At 59.1% G+C, this 18399-nt stretch carries 18 protein-coding genes and 1 pseudogene; 8 read left to right on the forward strand and 11 right to left on the reverse strand.

The genetic code is table 11. The features are described from left to right. Positions 1 to 8 precede the first annotated feature (8 nt). The 4 genes from DTW90_RS20405 to DTW90_RS20420 are packed head-to-tail and all read left to right on the forward strand — an operon-like array spanning position 9 to position 2922. A complete protein-coding gene (locus DTW90_RS20405; protein ID WP_149340561.1) occupies positions 9 to 812 on the forward strand; it encodes a transporter substrate-binding domain-containing protein in 804 nt (267 codons plus the stop codon). A 22-nt stretch (positions 813 to 834) separates the two neighbouring features. Further along, a complete protein-coding gene (locus DTW90_RS20410; protein ID WP_149340563.1) occupies positions 835 to 1614 on the forward strand; it encodes an amino acid ABC transporter ATP-binding protein in 780 nt (259 codons plus the stop codon). A gap of 33 nt (positions 1615 to 1647) precedes the next feature. Beyond that, positions 1648 to 2583 carry a 2-hydroxyacid dehydrogenase gene (locus DTW90_RS20415; protein ID WP_149340565.1) on the forward strand — a complete coding sequence of 312 codons (936 nt, stop codon included), beginning with the start codon at positions 1648 to 1650 and terminating at the stop codon, positions 2581 to 2583. A 15-nt stretch (positions 2584 to 2598) separates the two neighbouring features. Beyond that, positions 2599 to 2922 carry a hypothetical protein gene (locus DTW90_RS20420; RefSeq protein ID WP_149340567.1) on the forward strand — a complete coding sequence of 108 codons (324 nt, stop codon included), beginning with the start codon at positions 2599 to 2601 and terminating at the stop codon, positions 2920 to 2922. Positions 2923 to 2939: 17 nt separating this feature from the next. On the opposite strand, the pseudogene DTW90_RS20425 reads toward DTW90_RS20420, so the two are convergent. The 4 genes and pseudogenes from DTW90_RS20425 to DTW90_RS20440 all read right to left on the reverse strand — a co-directional run. Continuing rightward, positions 2940 to 3197, reverse strand: a pseudogene (locus tag DTW90_RS20425) (transposase); the annotation flags it as partial. Between the two features lie 13 nt (positions 3198 to 3210). Next, positions 3211 to 4656 (reverse strand): HlyD family type I secretion periplasmic adaptor subunit, encoded by a 1446-nt coding sequence (locus tag DTW90_RS20430; RefSeq protein WP_149340569.1) that lies wholly within the window; start codon positions 4654 to 4656, stop codon positions 3211 to 3213. A 14-nt stretch (positions 4657 to 4670) separates the two neighbouring features. After that, on the reverse strand, positions 4671 to 6386 hold the full coding sequence (locus DTW90_RS20435) for a type I secretion system permease/ATPase (protein WP_149340571.1): 1716 nt from the start codon (positions 6384 to 6386) through the stop codon (positions 4671 to 4673). Positions 6387 to 6489: 103 nt separating this feature from the next. Beyond that, complete coding sequence (locus DTW90_RS20440; RefSeq protein WP_132523585.1) at positions 6490 to 7065, reverse strand: PE-PGRS family protein; 576 nt, start codon at positions 7063 to 7065, stop codon at positions 6490 to 6492. Between the two features lie 705 nt (positions 7066 to 7770). Between DTW90_RS20440 and DTW90_RS20445 the strand changes: the two genes are divergently transcribed. Beyond that, positions 7771 to 8859: a hypothetical protein gene (locus DTW90_RS20445; RefSeq protein WP_132523584.1), complete on the forward strand. Its 1089-nt coding sequence runs from the start codon at positions 7771 to 7773 to the stop codon at positions 8857 to 8859. A 710-nt stretch (positions 8860 to 9569) separates the two neighbouring features. After that, on the forward strand, positions 9570 to 10349 hold the full coding sequence (locus DTW90_RS20450) for a response regulator transcription factor (RefSeq protein ID WP_132523583.1): 780 nt from the start codon (positions 9570 to 9572) through the stop codon (positions 10347 to 10349). A gap of 12 nt (positions 10350 to 10361) precedes the next feature. Here DTW90_RS20450 and mug read toward each other — a convergent pair whose 3' ends face one another. Next, positions 10362 to 10961, reverse strand: a complete 600-nt coding sequence (mug, locus tag DTW90_RS20455) for a G/U mismatch-specific DNA glycosylase (RefSeq protein ID WP_149340573.1) — start codon at positions 10959 to 10961, stop codon at positions 10362 to 10364. 116 nt (positions 10962 to 11077) lie between these two features. Here mug and DTW90_RS20460 point away from each other — a divergent pair, with 116 nt between their 5' ends. Beyond that, positions 11078 to 11953, forward strand: a complete 876-nt coding sequence (locus DTW90_RS20460) for a helix-turn-helix domain-containing GNAT family N-acetyltransferase (protein ID WP_132523582.1) — start codon at positions 11078 to 11080, stop codon at positions 11951 to 11953. A gap of 188 nt (positions 11954 to 12141) precedes the next feature. Beyond that, positions 12142 to 12516, forward strand: a complete 375-nt coding sequence (locus tag DTW90_RS20465; RefSeq protein ID WP_149340575.1) for a hypothetical protein — start codon at positions 12142 to 12144, stop codon at positions 12514 to 12516. Between the two features lie 9 nt (positions 12517 to 12525). Here the strand turns inward: DTW90_RS20465 and DTW90_RS20470 are convergent, their stop codons facing one another. Genes DTW90_RS20470 through DTW90_RS20495 form a run of 6 tightly spaced genes read right to left on the reverse strand, consistent with a single transcriptional unit; the run spans position 12526 to position 18399 of the window. Further along, positions 12526 to 13497 carry a sugar kinase gene (locus DTW90_RS20470; protein WP_149340577.1) on the reverse strand — a complete coding sequence of 324 codons (972 nt, stop codon included), beginning with the start codon at positions 13495 to 13497 and terminating at the stop codon, positions 12526 to 12528. After that, positions 13494 to 14552 (reverse strand): sn-glycerol-3-phosphate ABC transporter ATP-binding protein UgpC, encoded by a 1059-nt coding sequence (ugpC, locus tag DTW90_RS20475; protein WP_149340578.1) that lies wholly within the window; start codon positions 14550 to 14552, stop codon positions 13494 to 13496. The genes DTW90_RS20470 and ugpC overlap by 4 nt, the downstream gene beginning before the upstream one ends. Before the next feature lie 37 nt (positions 14553 to 14589). Continuing rightward, positions 14590 to 15411 (reverse strand): carbohydrate ABC transporter permease, encoded by an 822-nt coding sequence (locus DTW90_RS20480; protein WP_188079996.1) that lies wholly within the window; start codon positions 15409 to 15411, stop codon positions 14590 to 14592. A gap of 2 nt (positions 15412 to 15413) precedes the next feature. Next, a complete protein-coding gene (locus DTW90_RS20485; RefSeq protein ID WP_149340582.1) occupies positions 15414 to 16352 on the reverse strand; it encodes a sugar ABC transporter permease in 939 nt (312 codons plus the stop codon). Continuing rightward, a complete protein-coding gene (locus DTW90_RS20490) occupies positions 16352 to 17686 on the reverse strand; it encodes a sugar ABC transporter substrate-binding protein (protein ID WP_149340584.1) in 1335 nt (444 codons plus the stop codon). Before DTW90_RS20490 ends, DTW90_RS20485 begins: the two co-directional genes overlap by 1 nt. Before the next feature lie 53 nt (positions 17687 to 17739). Next, complete coding sequence (locus DTW90_RS20495) at positions 17740 to 18399, reverse strand: GntR family transcriptional regulator (RefSeq protein WP_149340586.1); 660 nt, start codon at positions 18397 to 18399, stop codon at positions 17740 to 17742.

The raw sequence follows: 18399 nt of genomic DNA on the forward strand, positions 1-18399 counted from the left end.
GGTAGGAAATGAATATTTCGAGACGTATGGTTATGGCCGCGATCGGCGCGGGTCTCCTGGTTGGCGCAATGGCTTCGACGGCCTCGGCGCAAACCGTCGACAGCATCAAGTCCGCAGGCACGGTCAAGATCGGCATGCTGGTCGACTTCCCGCCCTTCGGCATCATGAACGCTTCCAACGAGCCTGACGGCTATGACGCCGACGTCGCCAAGCTGCTCGGCAAGGAATGGGGCGTGAAGGTGCAGATCGTTCCTGTCACCGGTCCGAACCGCATTCCGTATCTCCAGAGCAACCAGGTCGACCTGCTCGTCGCTTCGCTCGGCATCACCGAGGAACGCGCAAAGAGCGTCGATTTCTCGCAGCCCTATGCCGGCATCTCGATCGGCGTCTTCGGCGCCAAAGACAGTGCAGTCTCGAAGCCGGAGGACCTTTCGGGCAAGACGATCGGCGTCGCCCGCGCTTCGACGCAGGACACCGGCGTTACCAAGATCGCGCCGAAGGACGCCAAGATCCAGCGCTTCGATGACGATGCCAGCGCCGTCCAGGCTCTGCTGTCCGGCCAGGTTGAACTAATCGGCGTCTCTAACGTCGTTGCCGCCCAGATCGAGAAGGCTGCACCGGGTCGCTTCTCCCAGAAGCTACAGCTCAGCCAGCAGGTCCAGGGTATCGCCGTCCGCAAGGGCTCTTCGGAGCTGCTGGCCGCCGTCAACGCCTTCATCGACAAGGCCAAGGCTGATGGCGAGCTCAACAAGATCCACGAAAAATGGCTCGGCGCGCCGCTGCCTGATTTCGTGGCCAATGCAAAGAAGTAAAGACTGAAAGGGAGTTCCTCGTATGACTGAGGGTAACGCAAACGCAGCGACCGCGGACGTGCGGGGAGCTTCCGATCTGGCCGTGCGCATGGGAGGCGTCAACAAATGGTATGGCAGCTTCCATGCTCTGAAGGATATCGAACTTTCCGTCAACCGGGGGGAGCGGATCGTCATCTGCGGCCCGTCCGGCTCCGGCAAGTCGACGCTGATCCGCTGCATCAACCAGCTTGAAATCATCCAGAAGGGCAGGATCGTGGTCGACGGCCACGATCTGACGGCGGGCGGCAAGAATGTCGATATCGTGCGGCAGGAGACCGGCATGGTCTTCCAGCAGTTCAATCTCTTTCCGCACATGACGGTTCTGGAAAACTGCACGCTGGCCCCGATGAAGGTCCGCGGCATTTCGAAAGCCGAGGCGGAAAAGACCGCCCGCAAATACCTGGAGCGGGTGCGCATTCCCGAACAGGCCGCGAAATACCCCGCCCAGCTTTCAGGCGGCCAGCAGCAGCGTGTGGCGATCGCCCGCGCCCTGTGCATGAACCCGAAGATCATGCTGTTCGACGAGCCGACCTCGGCGCTCGATCCGGAAATGGTCAAGGAAGTTCTGGACACGATGATCGATCTCGCCAGGGAGGGAATGACCATGCTCTGCGTGACCCACGAAATGGGATTTGCGCGGCAGGTCGCCGACCGGGTGATCTTCATGGATCGCGGCGAGATTCTCGAAGTCGGCGCACCGGACGAATTCTTCGGTAATCCGAAGAACGAGCGGCTGAAAGTCTTCCTCGGCCAGATTTCCTGACCGCGGACAATTTTGAAATATGGAATTTCGGACATGAAACCAGGGATATTGCTCGTTGAGCCGATGATGCAAATCATCGAGGAGCGCTTCGACGAAATCTATACCGTCCATCGTCTCTATGAGCCGGCTCACAAGGCGGCGATTGACGCGGCGCTGCCTGGCATCCGTGCGGTGGCGACAGGCGGCGGCACGGGCCTTTCCAACGAATGGATCGAGAAGATGCCGTCGCTGGGCGTAGTCGCCATCAACGGCGTCGGTACTGACAAGATCGACCTGAAATTCGCCCGTGGCCGCAATATCGACGTCACCACCACACCAGGTGTGCTGACTGACGATGTTGCCGATATCGGCATTGCTTTGATGCTTGGCGTTCTGCGCCATGTCGCCAAGGGCGACGCCTTCGTGCGGCAGGGCAAGTGGGGAGCGGAAAGTTTTCCGCTCGGCCACAGCCCGAAGGGCAAGCGTGTCGGTATTCTCGGCCTCGGCCAGATCGGCAAGGCTTTCGGCAAACGCGCCGAAGCCTTCGGCATGGCTGTGCGCTACTGGAACCGATCTCCGGTGACCGACACCAATTGGAAATCCTGCTCTTCCCCCTTGGAGCTTGCCGAAGACAGCGATGTGCTCGTTGTCTGCATCGCGGCCAGTGCAGCAACCCAAAACATTGTCGATGCCAACGTGCTGAAGGCGCTGGGGAGCGGCGGTATCCTCATCAACGTCGCCCGTGGCAGCGTTGTCGATGAAGACGCACTGTTGGCCGCGCTGAACGACGGCACGATCGCCGCCGCGGGGCTCGATGTTTTCGTCAATGAACCGACAATCCGCGAAGCCTTTCTTAGCGCACCGAACACCGTGCTGATGCCGCATCAGGGCAGCGCCACGGTCGAAACCCGCATCGCCATGGGCGAATTGGTGCTTGCCAACATCGCCGCTCATTTCGCCGGCGAAAAGCCGCCGACCACCGTCAACTGACTGGGAAAATATCCGATGATCATCCGCCAGGCCTTTTTCGAAGGCACGATCCATGCCGGCCAGGAAGAAGCATTCAAAGCCTATATCGCCGAAAAGCTGATGCCGCTGTGGCTCGCCTTTCCGGGCGTTAGGGAAGTCCGCGTGCTCTACAATATCGAACGGGACGAGGGTGCGCCGGCCTATCCCTTCGTGCTGTCAACCATGTATGAAAGCCGGGAGGCGCTGGCTGCGGCGCTCGATTCAGCCGTCCGCTATGAAAGCCGGGACGTGACCAAGGGGCTGCTCGAAATGTTCGATGGCCATATCCACCACCACGTTTTCGATCTGGCGCTGAGCTAGTTCCGTCCCCTCGTGGTCTTTGCAAGCATCTCGCTTAGCGTCGCTGCGGAGAGCATAGCTTCGGCCAACAGCTTCTTAAGCTTCTGGTTCTCTTCCTCCAGTGCTCTGACCCTTTTGGCATCGAGACCGACATTTCCGAACTGCAGGGATTGCCACCGGTAGAAGGTCGGCTCGCTGATGCCATGCCTATGGCAGACATCCGCGACCGTCACCCCGGCCTGGTGCTCCCTCAGAATGTCCGTGATCTGTTCGTCGTCGAATTTTCTCTTGCCCATGCCCATCACCGCGTCAGTCCTCACGAAATGCCCTGTTGAAACTGTCGAGGAGAGGCCTGACAGCATAGAACGCTACGCTGCTCTTGCCCGTTTCGATCAATGTCTGTGCAGGCATGCCTGGGATCAGTTCGACATCACTCATTTTCGCCAATCGTTCGTCCGTTACGCGGATTGTCACGGCAAAGTAGGGCTGGCCGGTCTGCGCATCGGTAAGACGGTCCGCTGAAACATATTCGACCCGCCCCTTCAGGAGCGGCACGCGCCGCTGATTGTAGGGAAGCAGGTGAACCTGCGCCTCCAGGCCCGCATGGACGAGATTGATATCTTCCGGCCTGACATGCGCAGACACGATAAGCCGATCGGCGCCCGGCATAAGGTCGACCAGCGGTTCGCCCGCGCCGATAACGCCGCCAGCCGTGTGAATGCGCAAGTTCATGATGACGCCATCGGCGGGCGCGCGGATATCGGTTCTCGACAGTTGATCGTCGATCGCCCGCAAGCGCTCGCGCAGCTGCATGATCTGGCTTTCCGTATCGCGCATGCCTTGGGCGACTTCGCTCAACCGGTCGCTCTCCAGCTTTGCAAGATCGGCCTGCGACCCGCTGATCACCTGGTAGGCGCGTGAGATTTGTGCCTCCACTTCACCTTGCTGGCCATCAAGGTCCGCTCGTTCCCGTTGGAGATTGAGCAGTCTGCTCTTTCGCTCCAACCCCTTGGCGCTGAGGGCAACAACCTGATCCAGCTCTTCCTGCGAGATTGCGGCTCTATTCGCCAGAGACGCTTTCTGCGCGCCAAGCCCGACGATCTCCTGCCGCACCTGCGCTATCTTTTCATTGGTGATCGCTATTTCCGACTGCATGACCCGGCGACGGGCCTCGAAGATTTTCTGTTGCCCGGTCAGGATCGCGCTGACCGAAGGGAATCTGTCCATTGCCGTCCTGAGGTCCGGCGGATAGGCGACATAGTCACTGCCGGTCTGTTCGGCAAGCAAGCGAGCGCGGCTTCCTTCCGCATCCCAAAGCTGCCCTTGGACGCTGTCGCGCTCCGAGCGGGACTTGGTATCGTCGAGTTGTATCACGACCTGTCCGGCTTTGACCGTATCGCCGTTCTTGACGAGTATCCGCCGTACGATTCCGCCCTCGAGATGCTGGATGGTCTTGCGGCTGGACTCCGGCTCGATGATGCCGGATGCGATCGCCGCGCTCTTCAGCGGCGCCAGAACCGACCAAGTTCCGAGGCCGATTATGAAGAAGCAGATTATAAGGTTGCCGGTCCAGGCAACACCTCGAAGCCTCGGCATGGGCGAAGGCGGCGCAAGCCCGGTCTGCTCAGGCACGATCGTCGGCGCATACGGGCGCAACTGCCTGACTGCGGGCTTCGACCGTCGGCCGAACCATTTGCCCGTCTTCGGCGAATTTGAAACTCTTGCCTGTATTGCGTCCAGTTGAACGAGGGTCATGGCAGCATCTCTCCCTACGTTCCTGATTGCGATTGTGGTTGCAGATAGGTGTCATAGATCCGCTCGCTGTCGCCGAACGCGGCCACCGTTCCGTTCCGCATGATGGCAATCTTGTTGGTGATCGGAAGGATGCCCATCCGGTGCGTTATGACAACGACGGTCATCCGTCGGGATTTCATCCGCTCAATTGCGTTGAACAGCATGCGCTCGCCGTCATAATCCAGGCTCGAATTCGGATCGTCGAGAACGACGAGGGACGGATTTCCATAGGCCGCCCGTGCCAGCCCCAGCTGTTGGCGCTGGGCGCGAAGGAGCAGGCTTCCACCCTCTCCGATATCAGTGTCGTACCCCCGAGGCAGCCGCATGATCGCCTCGTGCAATCCGACGAGCTTTGCAGCGTCGATGGCCTTGCTGGGATCTCCTCCGTCCAGCCGGCCGATGACATCCTTGATTGCTCCGCCGAAGAGTTCGATGTCTTGCGGTAGGTATCCGACGTGGCTGGTCCCCCCGCAAAGGCGAAGAGCAGAGATATCCACACCACCGAGAAGGGCGCATCCGCTCGTTGCCTGCGCGACGCCTGCTATGATGCGACCCAATGTCGATTTTCCAGATCCCGACGGGCCGATGACGGCCACACATTCACCGGGGGCAAGCCGCAGGGTGACGCCCCTCAATATCTGGCGACCAGCGGATGGCAGCGTGTAGCTGACATTGTCGAGAACGAGACCGTTGGGCTCCGGTACCTGCACCACCCGGGCATCGTCCTCGGATGAAACGGCGATCAGCATTCTGTTCAGACGATTGAAGGCGTTGCGCGCAAAGGCAAAAGAGCGCCATGCACCTATTGCGCCTTCGATAGGTGCAAGCCCGCGCCCAAGCAGTAGGCTCGCGACGAAAATGATCCCAGGACTGCTGTTATAGGCTAGTACCAGCCATGTAGCGGCCCCCATCATGAGGATCTGCGTCAGCGTGCGGATCGATTTGGAGAAGCCCAGAATGATCTCCGTGCGATGCATCGCGCTGTCCTGCGCCTGCCTTGCCACTTCGGCATCGCGATAGACGATCTGTGCTGCGCCATCCTGCATGCCCATCGCACGGATCACATGGATGTTTTTGAGCGCAGTCGCAAATCGCAGATAGCTCTTCGAAAGGGCAATATTGGCGTGGGCAAGCGGCCGTCGCGTCGTCAGTTCTGTCAGGATTGCAAAGAACAGAAGGGCGAGTGCGCTGACAAGACCGATCGTCCCAAGCAGGGGGTGCACGAGAAAAAGCAGGGACAGGAATACCAGTGCCCAGGGGACGTCGAAAAGCAACGAACTCGCCGGCGAATCCAGAAACTGACGCAATGTGGCCAGGTCCCTATAGCAGTCCGTGGCGACCGCCGTATCGGCGCGAGCCGCATATTCGAACGATGCGGTGAGCACCATGGGCCGCAACCTGTGGTCCAGCCAGCTGCCGATGCGCGAAAGAGCGGCCCTGCGCACGATATCCAGCGTCGACCCGACCACCACAGCGACGGCGATGATCATCGTCAGCATCAACAGCGTGTCGGCACTTCGGCTCGACAGGACCCGGTCATAGATCTGCAGGAGGTAGATGGATGGCGCGAGAAGAAAGAGATTGTACCCGCAGCTATAGACGAAGACCAGCCCGAAGGCCCCGGCACAGGCTCGGAGCGCAACAACCAGCTGCGTCTGTGGATTCGGCGGCTTTATGGAAATCGTTGTCATTATCAGATCTCGCTGCATTTGATACTGACAAGGAGGGGCGTCCGACCAGTTCATCAAAACATGAGGGTCGTCGGCCGGAACCAGCGACCCTCATGGCCCGAATTCAGGAGCCAAGATGGCTGAGATCGATATCGCCGAAGGCGTTTACGAAATGATCGAGAGCGTTGTTCACCGTCGTCGTTTCGGGATCTGAGTGAACCACTGCTGCCGAAATATCGCCGCCCTGGGCCAGGTTGCCGTTGCCGCCGTTGCCGCCGACGCCGGCGAGAATTGTGGCGTGCTGATCGGCCATCAACTGCGTGTTCTGTGTCGCGGTTGTAGCCGCAGCCACTGCAGCCGTGTCGCCGCCGCTCAAGCTTCCCTGATCACCATCGGAGTGAGAGTCTCCCCCTGCTCCACCGGCGCCGCTTGTAACGGCTGCGAAGAAGCCATTGTTCTGCGCTTGACTTGCGCCACCAGCACCGCCATCGCCAGAGCCCCAGCCTGCCGCCTGCCAAACGTGATCGCCGTTGTGCAGATCGGTATATGCCCCTTCGACTGTTTGTGTGTTGGCGACAAACGCAATCGGGTTGTAAGAAATATCCCCGTGGTTGTAGCCATCGCCGCCGTTACCGGCGTTTCCGTCACCCGCATCCGAGTGGTTGAGATGAATTGTGTCAGATACTTGTGGGATAGGCATTGATGTCACTCCTTCTACTTCGTTTCGTCCGCGTTTCCTTCTACGGCGTAGGTATCCAGCATGTCACCGCCAGCCAAGACAACCGCGTGTGAATATTGCTCGTGTTTTCAACTGCGAACTATCTAGATATTTGGAGACGTTCCTTTGGACGTATACTTCAAGGCGATGGAGCGTTATTTATGCTTAGTCCTTAGTGGTTTGCCAGGGGATGACATGGCCGCGATCGTGCCTGGCACCTTCCGGAACTCCCGCCATTTTCCGAAGCAGATCGCCGGGCTTTTAACCTCGCTGTGATGGGGATTTTCCATCGCCAGCATGTGTCGAGGAAGATGTCGTTGGGGGCTGAAAACTCCCGCTGTTCCCTCGCAAGAACGGTCGCGCAAGATGCAAGGGCGCGCCGATCCAGAGGCGGATCCCAGCGGTTCTCGGTCTCTTCGTTTTGTCGAGTGCTGTACGCGCCAGAGTTGATCTCGATAGGGTTATCGCGCATCGCCAAGGTAGATTACTGCGCGCCGGTTGCTCTCGAACAATGTGAGATTGCTGCCGTGACAGCCAAATGGCTATCGAGCTAGCCAAACAGCTATAGACGAATTGCAGGCTCCGTTTTTTCCGCGTTCGGTTACACAATGCCGAATGAATTGGGCTGCATTCCGCCGTGCGTTCGGTGGAAGCGCGGTCGAGCGCGGACGCGGGATGGAGACGACAATGACGGAAATTCGTTCGCTACTGGAAGACCTGCCCAAAGTGGGCGCCGATCAAAACCTTGCCTCCAATTCGGCCGCGGGGCACTTGGCACTGGTTCCGACATGGCTTCCCCTGGATGTGGCTTCCAGTCCCGCCTATAATTCAGCCGGCAGCGGTGGTGATGGAATAAGCGACGGCCTGATCAGCAGCAATGCATCGGCCGTCTTCATGCCGTCCAATGCCGCTATTGCGGGACCTCACTCCGGTGCGGATGCTTTCCAGGGCAACGACGCGCTGATCAATCAGCATCCCACCGAAATGGCCGGGATAGGCGGGAACGGCGGAAGTGGAAACACCGCCATCGGCGGCGACGAATATGCCAACCACGCCGGGACTGGCGGTAATGGCCTTTTTTATGGCGGACTCGTGAGTTCGGAAGTCGCGCTATTTGCGCCCGTGAATACGGCGGTCGCTGCAGGCCCTGGCTCGACTGCGCACGCGGAGCAATCGAACAATGCGCTATTCCTGCAAGGGGCAACCCAGATTGGCGGTGTCGGCGGCTCGGGCGGGGACCATAATGTCGCGGCCCATGGTGCGTCGGCAAACCCGGGTACAGCGCTCACATTCACGGGTGACAATTATGCGGGCCATGGGGGCGATGGAGATTTCATTGGCAGCATGATCGACGTGAGTGTGGCTATCTTCTCACCGATCAATATCGCCGTGGGCGCCGCAGGCGGTTCGGCTGAGGCTCACCAGACAAATAATGCAATCTTCGATCAGGGCACCGTACAGATCGCAGGTGTTGGCGGTGACGGCGGCGGCTTCAACATGTCATCCGGCACGATCTTTACCGGCAACCATGCGGGTGGCGGTGGAGGATCGGGATCGGCGACCGGAAGCATGGTGGATGTCAATCTCGCGTATTTCCATCCGATCAACATTGCCGTTCCTGCCGGCGGGACGGCCGACGCCCAACAGATCGACCATGTTCTCTACGATCAGCATGCGCTTCAGCTGGCCGGTATCGGCGGCCACGGCGGAGAGGGCAACATCACGGACGCCCATTCGGCTCTCGTAGACGATATCCTCAACTTCATACACACCTAGCGGATTGGCTCCCATTTGCACCGCTGTAGGGGCCAGCAAAGCGAAGCCATTCTCAGTGGCGGTTTTCCAAGCCGCATGTCGGATCGATAGATCATCGGGCGGTGGCCTCCGTACGCCGGCAAGGTGTGCAGACCGGACACGCTGTCGGGGCCTCAAGCAATTCCACAAATCACAATGTTTCGATTACCAGAGACACCGCGCTTGGCCGGTATCTCGTGATGTGCACAGCGCCGCACGACTTAGAAAAAATCCCGGCTGATCTCACCCGCCGCTGGATCTTAGTTTGTGTGTAATCATAACGGGTAATGAGGGATTTTGTGGCTTTATTGGCTTTCGTGTCAGCCGTCTTTGCCGTCTGGCCCTCCGATTGCCTCGGACGAGGACATGAAGACGACGCCGACCCTGTCGACAGCACGCCGTAACCGGCGGTTCTCACTCCAATCGCTTGGTCACAGATCGGGTTACTTTTCAGCGCCTTTGGAAGCTTTGTTGAGGTGCTTGCCGTATGGGAACTCGGCCAGGATTGGGACGCCTGCAGTGGTAAGTCGATTCCGGGACTGCACGTAGTAAGCGTCCGAATGTGCTGTCTAGGCTCCAGCTATCTCTCGCCGAGTTCTTATAGACTATAAGAATTATCGCATGATCTCCCAATATTGATATTGAGAATACACTCATTTTTTATCATGACATGAAGCGAGAACAGGAATAGTATGTATAGCCGTTGGGTTGCAAATACTCTGGGGAGCACGCAAGTGTCCATCAGTTCTGGAACGAAGCGCCGGATAGGGCGCAATGCACCAACTGTGATCGTTATCGAGCATTCTACACTGGCGCGCACTACCGTCGTGAAGCTCCTAGAGCGCGAACTCGCCGGCTGGAATTTTATCGATATGATCTCGACTGAGAGTCTCGATAGAGCTCTCGGATGCGAGGTGCGTTTAATTGCATTGGATCTGGCCGGCAGAAGTGTAGAGAGCACCAGTCTGCGCGATGATCTTGCGGCTATTAGTGCACGTTTTCCTGAGGCACCTATCACGTTGCTCTCAGGAACGGATGATGTGATCATCGCACGTCAGGCGCTGAAGATGGGCATTCGGGGTTTATTCTCGCCCTCTCTTCCCATCGATATTGCCCTTGCCGGTCTTCGCCTCGTTCTTGCGGGAGGAACATTCTGTCCGCAGCTATTGGGCGCTGTTACGAACGGCTCAAGCGAACATGCTCAGCCGCGAAGTGAACCTGAGAAAAGCTTGGATGATCGAACACATTACTTGGCGTTCGCGGATTTTACGCCTCGGGAAGCGGATGTTTTGGCGGAATTGCAGTCCGGTTGCTCAAATAAGGTGATTGCAGGCAAACTCAATTTGTCGGGGCACACTGTGAAGATGCATCTGCAGCACATCATGCGCAAACTGCAGGTGCAAAACCGCACCGAAGTGGTCGCCCGCCTGGGTCACAAAGCGCCGGGCGGACATGATGCTTCGCCCAACTAAAAAGCGATCTGTTTAATCCGTTGTTGGAGCTCCGGCGGGCAGACCTCCACTCGAAGATTGGGGGGTATCCAATGGGTGGATCGCGAGTTTCAGCTCGCGATAGTATTCGGTCAGGCTGGCGAGGGTGAAGGCCCTGTTGAGCCCGCTCGGATTCGGAACCACCCAGATTGTAGCGCCGCCGAAATCTTCCGGTTGCCTGCCCCACTCGATATGCGTCCGGCGGCTGATAGCCGCATATGCCGCTTTCCCCAGAAAGGCGAAATTCGTCGGCATGTATTTTCTAATCTTCTCTTCGAGTGCAGGCGCTGCGTTCAGGTAATCGCGCTTCTTGAGCTCGCCGGCACTCTTCGTCGGACGAGAGACTGCAGCTGTGATGCCGCAGCCATATTTCAGGAGTTCCCATTCTTCCTCTGCGCGCAACAGGCGGGGCGTAAATCCGGCCAGATGCAACACGCGCCAAAAGCGATTGTTTGGGTTGGAGAAGTTGTGGCCGTCCAGAGCCGCAGTAAGGGCCGGATTCAATCCGCAGAAAACCACCGAAAGATGAGGCGCAAGAATCTCCGCAAGTTCGTGCGTCTGCTTTTCGGTGTCGGTTAGCGGGTCGATATCCACGAGCGGTATTTACCTTGTTCATTTGCACAGAAACAGCGTTTGATACTTTCTACGAGAGTCTCCCGGCAAGCCGAGATATCTTGACACGACAATTTGTCTGACTTAAGTCAGATATTATGTCATATAATCCTATTGCACGCGTTCGTCGCTTCAATCGTGTCGTCACCTCAGAGGTTGGCGCACTCGACACATCCTTTCTCGGTCGCGGACGCCCGCTGGGTGCGGCGCGGGTGCTTAACGCGATTGGGCACGGCCAGTCGGATGTTGCGGCAATCCGGGATCATCTCGGGCTGGACTCGGGGCTGATGAGCCGTTTGCTGCGCAGCCTCGAAGATGAAGGCCTTATCGAAACAGTGCCGAATCCCGATGACGCCCGCCGGCGCGTTTCAAGGCTGACCGAAACCGGCCGTTCCGAATTCGAGGCTTACGAAGCGCTCTCAGATGCTCAGGCGGAGACATTTCTGGCTCGCCATTCTCATCCGGAAGAACTTTTGCGCGCCATGGATCTCGTCGCCTCCGCACTCGGGCGCAGTCATATCGTGATCGATGAGATGGATCCCAGGCAGGATGCTGCAAAATATTGCCTCGGTGAATATTATGCGGAACTTGGACGCCGTTTCGAAAAAGGTTTCGACGTATCGCTTTCTCGCGATCCCGAGGCAGAGGATATGATCCGCCCGCGCGGCGCCTTCCTCGTCGCAATATCCGAGGGCTTGCCGATCGGCTGTGTCGGCTTGAAGGGTACGGGGGACGATGTTGCCGAAATCAAGCGGCTATGGGTCGCGCCGTCTGCTAGGGGCCTTGGGCTTTCACGACGGCTCATGAACACGGTCGAGGATATCGCCCGCAAACTTTCGATCAAGGTTCTTCGCCTCGATACGAACAAGGCGTTGCCGGAAGCGCAGCGGCTCTACCGCAGCACCGGATGGACGGAAATCGACCGCTTCAACGATGATCCTTATCCGGACACTTTCTTTGAAAAGCGGCTTTGAACGGCCGTAGTAGATTTCGAATAGTCGGGCAGGTGATCTCAAGAAAATCCTAGTGGTGTCCGCAACACTCGCCGGAAAGATACAGCTGCGCATCCAAGATATCCGCCAGCGCGACGACGAGGCCTGACTTGGAACTGTGAGCTTCTTCGATGGTTGTTCAAAATTGAACAAGTATGGAGGACCAAGAGATGGTCGGAACATTTGGCGATGTAGGTCAAACGATCAGCGCGATGTTTGACAGCGAAGGCGATGCGGAGCAGGCCGTCGACGAATTGATCGCTGCGGGAATTCCAAAGGATGCCGTCATCCTGACGCCAGGCCAACGGCAGGAAGAAGAGCCCATGGATCATGTCGGCTTCATGGACGCGATCGCGAACTTCTTCTTCACAAGGGAACAACGCAACCTCTATGCCGAGGGACTTCGGCGCGGAGGCTTCCTTCTGACGGTGCAGGCTGCCACTCAGCCCCTGCATGACGCAGCGATCGGGATTCTGAGCGAGAAGGGAAGCATCGACATCGATGAGCGGGCCGAGCAATGGCGCTCAGACGGTTGGTCTGGTTAGGCCGCCAGATTAGCCTGCGGTCCGGCTGACCAGTACCTCGGCGTTGAGACGGAGCGCGCCCTGGACTTCCGCGGCGGTCGGCGCGCCCATCCTTCCGCCAAAGCTCTGGCATTTCAGCGCGGCCGCAACAGAGGAGAGACGGATGGCATTCTCTGCCGGCTGTCCCTCGGCTATGGCCAGCGCAAAGGTGCCGTGGAAGATGTCGCCCGCTGCGAGCGTATCGACAGCCTCGATTTTGATCGCCGGCATGGATTTCACGGACCGGTCGATTTCATCGAGCCAGTAGCAGCCCTGTTCTCCGGCAGTGACGCAGACGAAGGCCCGTTCAAATTTCTGCTTCAGGCGGGAAACGGTTGCTATGAGATCGATGGTTCCGGCTAGACGTTCGGCAGCCGGCTGTGAAAACACGATATGGGTCGCCGCCGGGGCCAGCATTTCGATGACGCCATCGGCTGCGACGTCGCCATCGAGAATGGCAGGCTTTCCAGCCTCTCTCGCAGCAACCAGCGTTGCCAGTGCAAGCTTCGGCCAGCGGACATCGACCAGCACGGCGTCGAACGCCGCGACGTCTTCTGCGCCGATCGCCCTAGTCGTCTGATGCAGGAGCGGATCGTAGAACGGCACGATCAGGCGCTCGCCGAGATCGTCGATCAGAATGGTCGAAACCGCCGATCTGGCGCCCTCGACCTTCACCACGCCTGTCGTGTCGATCCCATCGCGGCTGAGTTCGGCGATAATTCGTGCACCGGTTTCGTCGTCGCCGACGGCGCCCCATAGGCTGGCTCTGCCGCCGAGACGGGCAACTGCATAGGCAGCGCTCGATGCCATGCCCTCGGCGACCTGCAACATGTCGTAGGGCAAAACCTTGCCCTGGCCTGATGGCATCGAACGAACGCGAAACAGCGTATCGAGGACGGCGGCGCCTACGCAGAGGACGTGACGTGGAGGCACCTTCAAGTCGAAACCAGCGCCGGAGTTCAAAGACGCCTGCCGGTCGCTTTGTCGAAGAGATGCACGGAGGCTGGATCGATCGCAAATCCGAGCATGTCACCGAAGCGGATCTGGAGCCGCTCGCGGAAAAGGCAGGAGATCTGCTCGCCGCCGCAATCGATCTTCACGAAGATTTCCGATCCGGTGCCCTCGACCATCGCGGCTTTACCCTCTATGCCGCCCTCCGCCGCGCGGATGTGTTCCGGACGGATGCCGTAGACGATTGGCTTGCCGCCCAGATGCTGGAGATCCAAGCCCTGCGGCAGCGGCAGGATCAGACCCTTGTCGCTGCGGAACGAGCCTTCCTCGATCCTGCCATCGATGAAGTTCATCGAAGGCGAGCCGATAAAGCCGGCCACGAAGAGATTGGCCGGCCGGTCGTAGAGATCGAGCGGAGCGCCCACCTGTTCGATCAAGCCGTCATGCAGCACGACGATTTTGTCCGCCATGGTCATGGCCTCGACCTGGTCGTGGGTGACATAGATCGTTGTGGTGCCGACGCGCTGATGCATGGCCTTGATTTCGCCGCGCATCTGCACGCGGAGTTTCGCATCCAGGTTCGAAAGGGGCTCATCGAAAAGGAAGACCTTGGGATCGCGCACCAGCGCGCGGCCCATCGCCACGCGCTGACGCTGACCGCCCGATAGCTGGCGCGGATAGCGGTCGAGCAGCTTTTCAAGGCCGAGAATGGCGGCAGCCTTTTGGACGCGGCCGGCAGTCTCGCTGGCATCGGCCTTTCTCAGCTTCAGGGCAAAGCCCATGTTGTCGGCAACAGTCATATGCGGATAGAGCGCATAGTTCTGGAAGACCATGGCGATGTCGCGGTCGCGGGCCGGCAGGTTGCTGACTTCACGGCTGCCGATGCGGATCTGGCCGTCGCTGACCTCTTCGAGACCCGCGATCATGCGCAGCAGAGTGGACTTGCCGCAGCCGGAGGGGCCGACGAGAACGACGAATTCGCCGTCGCCGATGTCGACGCTGATATCGTGGATGACCTTGACTGCGCCGAAGCGCTTCTGGACGTTTTGAATGTTGACGGGTGCCATTGTTGCTTCCTGTCTGAAATCTTGAAAGAGAAGGCGGTCATCCGCCCTTGACGGCGCCTGCGGTCAGTCCGGCGACGATCTGCTTCTGCGCGAACATCGTCAGCACGAGAACAGGCAGCGTCACGATCAGCGCTGCGGCTGCAAGCGGCCCCCAGCTCACCTGCTCGAAGGAGAGCATGTTGTAGACCGCGACCGGCAGGGTTCTGGTCTCGCGGCTGGCGAGCACGATGCCGAAAACGAAATTGTTCCAGGAGAAGATCACCGAGAGAATGAAGGCAACGACGATGCCGGGCCTTGCAATCGGCAGGGCGACGAGACGAAACACTTGCCAGGGCGTCGCTCCGTCGATGCTGGCGGCTTCCTCCAATTCCATCGGCGTCGTCTCGAAATAGCCGATCATGATCCAGACGACGATCGGAACCGTCACGACGAGATGGATGATGATCTGCGGCCAGAGTGTGCCGAGCAGGTTCAGCCACTGGAACAGCAGGAACAGCGGGATGAGGAAGGAAAGGCCCGGCGTCATGCGCGCTATCATGATGACGATCGCCGATCGCTCAGCTTTCAGCCTCGCGATGCCATAGCCGGCGGGTACGCCGATCAGCAGCGCCAGCAAAGTGGCCGCGCCCGTCACCAGGATCGAATTCCAGAAGTAGAGGAAGAAATTGTTCTCCTGGAATACCTTCACATAGTTCGTCCAGGCAAAGCGATCCGGAATGAAAATCGGCGGATAGGCGCCATTGTCGATCTCATATTTCAGCGACAGCGAGATCATCCAGAGGAAGAAGAGGATGACCGGCGAAACCATGACCAGCGCCACGAAAAACAGGCCGATGCGGTTGAGCGTCTTTTGCGTCATGATCATTTCCCCTCCGCATCCGTCCATCGGGTGCGTTGCCTGACCATGAGAAGCACGAAGGACAGCGCGACGACGACGATGAAGAACACCACCGCCATGGCCGAGCCGTAGCCGATGTCGTAATAGGAGAAGGCGGTGTTATAGAGATAGATGTTGATCGTTTCCGAGGCCGTTCCCGGCCCACCCTGGGTCATGGCGTAGATGATGTCGAAGCTCTTGATGGCATCGATGCTGCGGATGATGACGGCAATCATCAGGAAGGGCGCGATCATCGGCAGGGTGAGATAGCGGAATTTCTGCCAGGCGTTGGCGCCGTCGATCTCGGCACTTTCATAGGGTTCCCGCGGTACGGAGGCGAGCCCGCCGAGAACGATCAGCATGATCAGCGGCGTCCACTGCCACGTCTCGACCAGCACCAGCGAGGGAATGACGCTGAACTGGTTGTATATCCACTCTTGAGGACCGATACCGACCAGCGACAGAAGATAGTTGAGCACGCCGAGCTGCGGGTGGAACATCATGGTCCAGACCAGCGCGACCGCAACAGGCGTTGCCATCATCGGCATGACGAAGATGCCGCGGAGAAACCCTCGCAGCGGAAAGTTCGCATCGAAAATCAGGGCTGCCAATGTGCCGAAGAAGAGCGGCGCCACCACCGACAGGAAGGTGTAGGTCACCGTGTGCCAAAGCGCTTCCCAGAAACGGGCGTCCGTCGCCAGACGAAGGTAATTGTCAAAGCCGACAAAGCTTTGCGATTGACCGAGCGTCCAGCGGTTGACGCTCATCCAGAGCGTGAACGCCCAGGGAAAGACGATGACGGCGGCAATGACGATCAGTGCCGGGATGACGAACGGCCAGTAGTTCGGAGCAAGCCTGTTCGGCTTGCTCCTGTTGCCCGTCGCCTTCTCGGCTGCCGTATTTTCGATGCTCACGGAGGCCATCAACCCTGCTCGCTTCGTGCAAGAACGGGCTCGAATTGCGCCGTGGCGGTCTTGAGTTCGCTTGCGGGATCGCTGCCGCCGATCATGTTGGTTAGCGCCACGCCGTAGATGTCGCGGAACTCGGTGACCGGGATGATGACGGGCAGGGCGAGCTGCGAGACCTTGCCGGAGCCGACAACGGCATCCACCCAAGCGCTCGGCATCTTGACGCCCTTGCGGACGGCTTGGTCCTCAAGCACGGACTGGCGGAAGGGAACGCCGGCACCTGCTTGCAGCAGGCGTGCGCCCATGTCGTGCGAAATCACCCACTGGCAGAACAGGTAGGCAGCTTCCTTCTTCTGGCTGGCGGCGGTGACGCCGATGCCGTCGCCGGTCGTGGCTGCCGCCTGCGCATTCGGACCCTTCGGCATGATGCCGTAGCCGACCTGTCCGACGACGCGGGACTTTTCCGGGTCTTCGATCGGCGGAGCAAAGCCGACGCCGTCCAGCCACATGCCGATCTTGCCCTGCAGGAAAGCCGACTGCGATTCCGCCCAGTTGAAGCCGGAGACGCCGGGAGGAGCCGACTTCGTCATCAGGCGCTGGTAGAGATTGGCGGCGTCGAGCGCGCCCTGCGAGGTCGTCTGCAGCTTGCCGTCGGCCCCGAGTGGGGTCGCGCCGTAGCCGAGCATGAAGGTGGTCCACACGGGCGTGTTGGCGTTCTTCAGGCCGCGGGCGACGAAGCCGTAGGTGTTGGTCGACTTGTCGGTCAGGGCTTCCGCGGCCTTGACCATGTCGTCGAAGGTTTCCGGATATTTCAGGCCCTTCTTCTCGAAGAGGTTCTTGTTCCAGTAGATGATCCAGTAGTCCACCGAGAAGGGGAAGGACCGCATGACGCCATTGGAATCCTTGGCGAATTTCAGGCCGGCTTCGGCGAAATCGCTTTCCGTCAGTGACGGATCGGTCAGCGACGGATCCTTCATGAAGCCGCTGATGTCGGCAAGCCAACCGCCCTTTTCGAACTGACGCTTCTGGACGTGGTAGCTCAGGTGAACGACGTCGAAGCTCGGCTTTCCGGAGCTGAGCTCGATCGTCGTCTTCTGGCGCTGCTGCTGCTCCGGCGTTGCCTCGGCATTGACCTTGATGCCAGTCAGCGCCTCGAATTCGCTCAGATATTTGAGAATGGTCTCGCTGCGCGGGCTCTTGATCAGGTTCACTTCCAGCGTCGTGCCCGAAAAACGCTTCCAATCCAACGCAGCCGATGCCGGGCGAACGCCCAGAAGACCTGCGGCGCCGATGGCGGCCGTGCCGGCAAGAAAGCCGCGGCGTGTCGGATTCATGAATGATGTTGGCATGTTATTTTTCCTCCTTGGCGCTCGGAATTCTCCTTACTCCGAGCTGTTGTCTTCTATATCGCTAGCGCCCGATCCCTTGCGTGATGGATATGGGCCACCAGATTGTTGACGGCGTCCTCCGCAGATCGCCGTTCGATCGCCTGCAGAACCTTCAAATGTTCTCCCATGACCGGCCCGACGCGTCCGTCGATACGAAAGCGTTCCTGGCTGATCAGGCGCATCTTGATGGAATTGACGCGATAGGCATTCGAAATGATCGTATTGCTGAGCGCATCGATAAAGGCGTCATGCATGCCCCAATCGACCGACTGTGCGTGGAGTTCAAGCTCGTGGGAGCCGTCTCCATTGTCGATGGCGTCGACAATATCGCGATGCTGCTTCATGAGCCGCGCGATGTCGTCGTCGGACGCCTTCCGGGTGAAAACGGCGACCGCTTCCTTTTCCAGGACGACGCGGAACTGGAAGGCCTCACGAATGAGGTTGAGATCGATATGCGCGATTTGAAGCCCGCGTTGCGGGACCGTTTTGATCAGCCCCTCAGCCTCAAGGCGGGGGATGAGCTCACGGATCGCGCCGAGCGTCAGCCCCGTCAATTCGACAAGGCGGCGCTGTGAAATGAATTGACCGGGACGGACATCGCGCGCCAGCAGGTGGCGGGTAAAGCTCTCGTAAGCCTTCTCCCTCAGCGTCGTCTGTTCCCCGGTTTCCTCCAT

Origin of the sequence: Neorhizobium sp. P12A, assembly GCF_008365395.1 — a bacterium.
Lineage (GTDB): Bacteria > Pseudomonadota > Alphaproteobacteria > Rhizobiales > Rhizobiaceae > Rhizobium.